This window comes from Chondromyces apiculatus DSM 436, from assembly GCF_000601485.1.
In the GTDB taxonomy this organism is placed as follows: domain Bacteria; phylum Myxococcota_A; class Polyangia; order Polyangiales; family Polyangiaceae; genus Chondromyces; species Chondromyces apiculatus.
The window spans coordinates 1-729 of record NZ_ASRX01000177.1; the positions used below are offsets into that span (position 1 = coordinate 1).

Consider the following 729-nt stretch of genomic DNA (forward strand, 5'->3'; position numbering starts at 1 on the left):
TCCAGCACTGCGTCTGGCGCGACGGAGAACAGGCGGCGTGTCCCGCTGACTTTCCGGACCTGCACGCCTTCCATGGCGCGGTCGACGATGAACTCTCCTGCACCGCCTGCACCTGCGCACTCCCCGAGGAGAGCGGTTGCAGGATCTTCGTCGGCCTCTACCGCGACAGCTTCTGCGTGGTCGGCCAGGAAGGCTCGCTCGTGCCGTTCGGGAGAACAGGCTGCACGAGCAGCAACCTCCCGGAGCGCTACTCGAGCATCCGAGCCCACATCAATTCTGGTGAGCCCGACGCATGCATCGCGGGCGGTGGAGCGCTCGTCGGCCAGGCAGCGCCCGCGCTTACCAGCACATTCTGCTGCCAGAGCCTGCAAGCAACTTCGAACTGATCTCCTGAATACGCGCGACTCGATGTGCGTGTCCTCGATCCCGAGAAGGTCGTTCACTCGCGCGCGGTCCACAGGCGAAGGCGAGGGTGTTGCACCCCCCCTGCGTCGTTTGCCATCGGTGCTCGATTTACGCATCCACCCCAAGAAAGGAAATTTGCCAATGCGAAGCGCACAAAGAGCGCTTGCACTCCTTGTGACCCTTGGACTGAGTGAGGTCGTCTCCTGCAAGAAGGGCGACCTGGGCACCTGGCCCTCGGACCCTCCGCCTGCACCCTGTGAAGAAGGTGAATGCCTCCCCGAGGACCCCGTAATGCCCTCGGCCTGGAAGGGACCCGTGTGGCTC

Annotated in this window: 1 pseudogene; it reads left to right on the forward strand. The window is 64.1% G+C overall.

The window, feature by feature from the left end:
• Positions 1 to 386 (forward strand): annotated as a pseudogene (locus tag CAP_RS53200) (hypothetical protein); the annotation flags it as partial.
• Positions 387 to 729: the final 343 nt, after the last annotated feature.